This is a genomic window from Plasticicumulans sp., assembly GCF_035331805.1.
Taxonomy (GTDB): domain Bacteria; phylum Pseudomonadota; class Gammaproteobacteria; order Competibacterales; family Competibacteraceae; genus Plasticicumulans.
Window position 1 is genome coordinate 1 of record NZ_DAOLKE010000383.1, and the last position, 3,122, is coordinate 3,122.

At 73.3% G+C, this 3,122-nt stretch carries 4 protein-coding genes; all 4 read right to left on the reverse strand.

Annotated features, from left to right (window positions below; all coding sequences use genetic code 11):
• The coding region (locus PKE44_RS17210; RefSeq protein ID WP_324553718.1) for an alpha/beta hydrolase at positions 1-742 on the reverse strand (742 nt) is incomplete at its 3' end.
• Positions 743-860: 118 nt separating this feature from the next.
• Positions 861-989 (reverse strand): cytochrome bd-I oxidase subunit CydX, encoded by a 129-nt coding sequence (cydX, locus tag PKE44_RS17215; protein ID WP_324553720.1) that lies wholly within the window; start codon positions 987-989, stop codon positions 861-863.
• Positions 990-991: 2 nt separating this feature from the next.
• On the reverse strand, positions 992-2,143 hold the full coding sequence (gene cydB, locus PKE44_RS17220; protein ID WP_324553722.1) for a cytochrome d ubiquinol oxidase subunit II: 1,152 nt from the start codon (positions 2,141-2,143) through the stop codon (positions 992-994).
• Positions 2,140-3,122 (reverse strand): cytochrome ubiquinol oxidase subunit I (locus tag PKE44_RS17225; RefSeq protein WP_324553724.1); only part of this gene is annotated, 983 nt, incomplete at its 5' end. The genes PKE44_RS17225 and cydB, both read right to left, overlap by 4 nt.

Here is a 3,122-nt window from a genome sequence, read left to right on the forward strand (position 1 = left end):
GGCGTGCCTGGAAATGCGGGATGTGCGCGCATTTCGGGATCAGCAGCGTGTCGACCGGCCCGGACACGGCGCCGGCGATCCACGCGAGCTGCTTCGGCGTGCCGTATTCGTCATCGGCGCCCTGCAGCGCCAGCACCGGACAGCGGATCGCCGGCAGTTCGGCGACGATGTCCCACTCGCGGAAGGACTCCGACAGCCAGACGTCGGACCAGCCGGCGAAGGTCGCGACGGTCTTGTCGCCGTGGTAGCGCGCGAGCCTGGCCGGCAGATCGGTCGACTGCCAGGCATGCACGGCATCGCGGATGCCGGCGAGCGTGATCGCCTCGACGCGCACGTGCGCCGCCTCGGTGACGATCGCGCGCAGCCCGCGCGGGTGGCCGGCTGCGTGCAGCAGCGCGATCGAACCGCCGTCGCTGTGGCCGATCAGCAGGTAATCCCGGATGCCGGCGGCGGCCAGCACCGCCGGCAGCACTTCGAGGGCTTCGGCGTGCAGGTAGCGCGGCGTGCGCGGGCCGTCGAGCGGCGCGGAGTTGCCGAAGCCCTGACGCTCGTAGACGAAGCCGGGCAGGCCGAGGGCCTCGCAGAGCCCGGCCGGGAAGTCCTTCCACTGCGCGATGCTGCCGAGGCCCTCGTGCAGGAACACCAGCACCGGCGCGGCGGCCGCGCCGTCCGGGCGCAGGTGCTCGGCGCACAGCCGGCGATCGGCGATGTCGAGTTCGATCGGGGTGCGCGTGAGCTTCATGCCCTGCCCTCCGCCGGACGCGGAAACAGGGACGCACGCGGGCACGGGCGGATCGGCATGGCGATGACCTCGGGCGGATGGCAGGACCTGCGGGCGACTGTAGGCGAGTGCGGACGCTTCATCCGCCGCCGCCCGCGGCCTCGTCCTCGCCGTCATCGAGGCCGCCGCGGGCTTCGAGCCACAGCGCATTGACGATCGCGCCCAGGCACGCGAAGCCGAGCCCGAGCATCCACGTGAAGTACCACATCGTCAGTGCTCCTGTGGCGTCCGGACCTCGCCGCGGCCGGGTTCGGGCCCGGTTCCGGGTTCACCCAGCTTCGCGTAGGCCCAGGCGGTGTAGAGGATCACGACCGGCAGCAGCACGGCCGCTGCCGCGTACAGCCACATCAGCGTCAGCGGGCTGGCGGCAGCGTTCCACAGCGACAGGCTGGCCGCCGGATCGAGGCTCGACGGCAGCACGAACGGGAACAGCGCCACGCCGGCGCTGGCGAGCGTGCCGGCGAGCGCGACGGTCGAGCCGAGGAAGGCCGTCAGCGCGCGGTCACGCCAGGCCGCGAGTCCGGCCACCAGCGTGCCGGCGAGCGCCAGCGCCGGCAGCGTCAGCAGCAGCGGGTGCGCGGCGTAGCGATCGAGCCAGGCGCCGTTGACGAAGCTGAGCTGCGTGGCGGCCAGCGGCTGCTGCCAGTCGCTGCCGGCGGCATGCAGCCCCGGCAGCGTCGCGAGCAGCACGACCGCTGCGACCGACAGCGCCAGCACCGCGATCGCCGACCAGCCCAGCATGCGCCGCGCCCGCCAGCGCAGCACGCCGCGCACGCTGAACAGCAGCCGCGCCGCGCCGTGCTGCGCGAACAGCGCCAGCACCAGCACGGCGCAGACCACGGTGAACGGCAGCCAGGCGGCGGCGTGCGCCGGTGCGGCCTCGAACACCGGCTGCAGTGCATCGCCCTCGTGGCGAAACGGCAGGCCGGCGAACAGCCGCGCGAGCAGCGCGCCGAAGGCCAGCGCCGGCAGCACGCCGCCGGCGCAGAGCACGCCATCCCACAGCCGGCGCCAGCGCGGATCGTCGATCTGGTGACGGAAGCCGAAGCCGGCCGGGCGCAGCATCAGCCCGAACAGCGCGACCAGCAGCAGCGGCGTCAGCCCGGACAGCAGCACCGCGTACACCGGCGGCCACAGCGCGAACAGCAGGCCGCCGGCGACCACGAACCAGGTCTGGTTGCCTTCCCAGTGGCCTTCGATGGTCCCGATCAGCCGGCCGCGTTCGGCGTCGCTGCGCCCGAGCACCGGCAGCAGCGTGCCGATGCCGAGATCGAAGCCGGCGGTCAGCGCGAAGCCGAACAGGCTCAGGCCGGCGAGCGCCCAGGCGCCGAGGCGCAGCAGGTCGTAGTCGATGCCGTTCATGCGGAAAGCGCCTCCGGGCCGCGGCGCACACAGCGCACGATGAGAAAGATGCCGGTCGCGAACAGCAGCGCGTACAGGCCGATGAAGGCGCCGAGCGACGCCGTGACCGCTGCGGCATCGTGGGCCGAGGCGGCAAGGAAGGTCGGCAGCAGGCCGGCGACCGTCCACGGCTGGCGGCCGTATTCGGAGATCAGCCAGCCGCACTGGCTCGCGATCCACGGCAGCGGCCACGCCCAGAGCGCGGCGCGCAGCAGGCCGCGCTGCCCGAGCCGGTCGCGGGCACTGGCGACGAAGGCCCAGCCGTACAGGCCGAGCATCAGCAGGCTGCAGCCGACCATGATCCGGAAGCCCCAGAACAGCGGCCAGACCCGCGGCACGGTGTCGCGCGCGGCGCGGGCGATGTCGGCCTCGCCCGCCTGACGCGGATCGCGGACGTAGCGCTTCAGCAGCAGCGCGTAGCCGTAGTCGCCGGCGTGGCGCTCGAACTGCGCGCGCAGCTGCGCATCGCGCTCGCCGGCCCGCAGGCGCTCGCCGGCCTCATACGCGATCAGGCCGCGGCGGATGCGGGTCTCGCTCCCGGCGATCAGCTCCTTGAGCCCGGTCACCGGCCGGTCGATCGAGCGCGTCGCGATCAGCCCGAGCAGCCAGGGCACGCGCACGGCGTGATCGGTGCGCATCGCCTGTTCGTCGGGGATGCCGAACAGCGTGAACGGCGCCGGCGGCGGCCCGGTTTCCCACATCGATTCGATCGCAGCGAGCTTGACCTTCTGCACGTTGCCGAGCTCGTAACCGCTCTCGTCGCCGAGCGTGATCACCGACAGCACCGCCGCCAGCCCGAAGGCCGCGGCGATCGCGAAGCTGCGCCGCGCCAGCGCCCGCACCCGGCCGCGCAGCAGATACCAGGCGCTGACCGCCAGCACGAACGAGGCGCCGGTCACGTAGCAGGCGGCGACCGTGTGCACGAACTTCACCTGCGCGA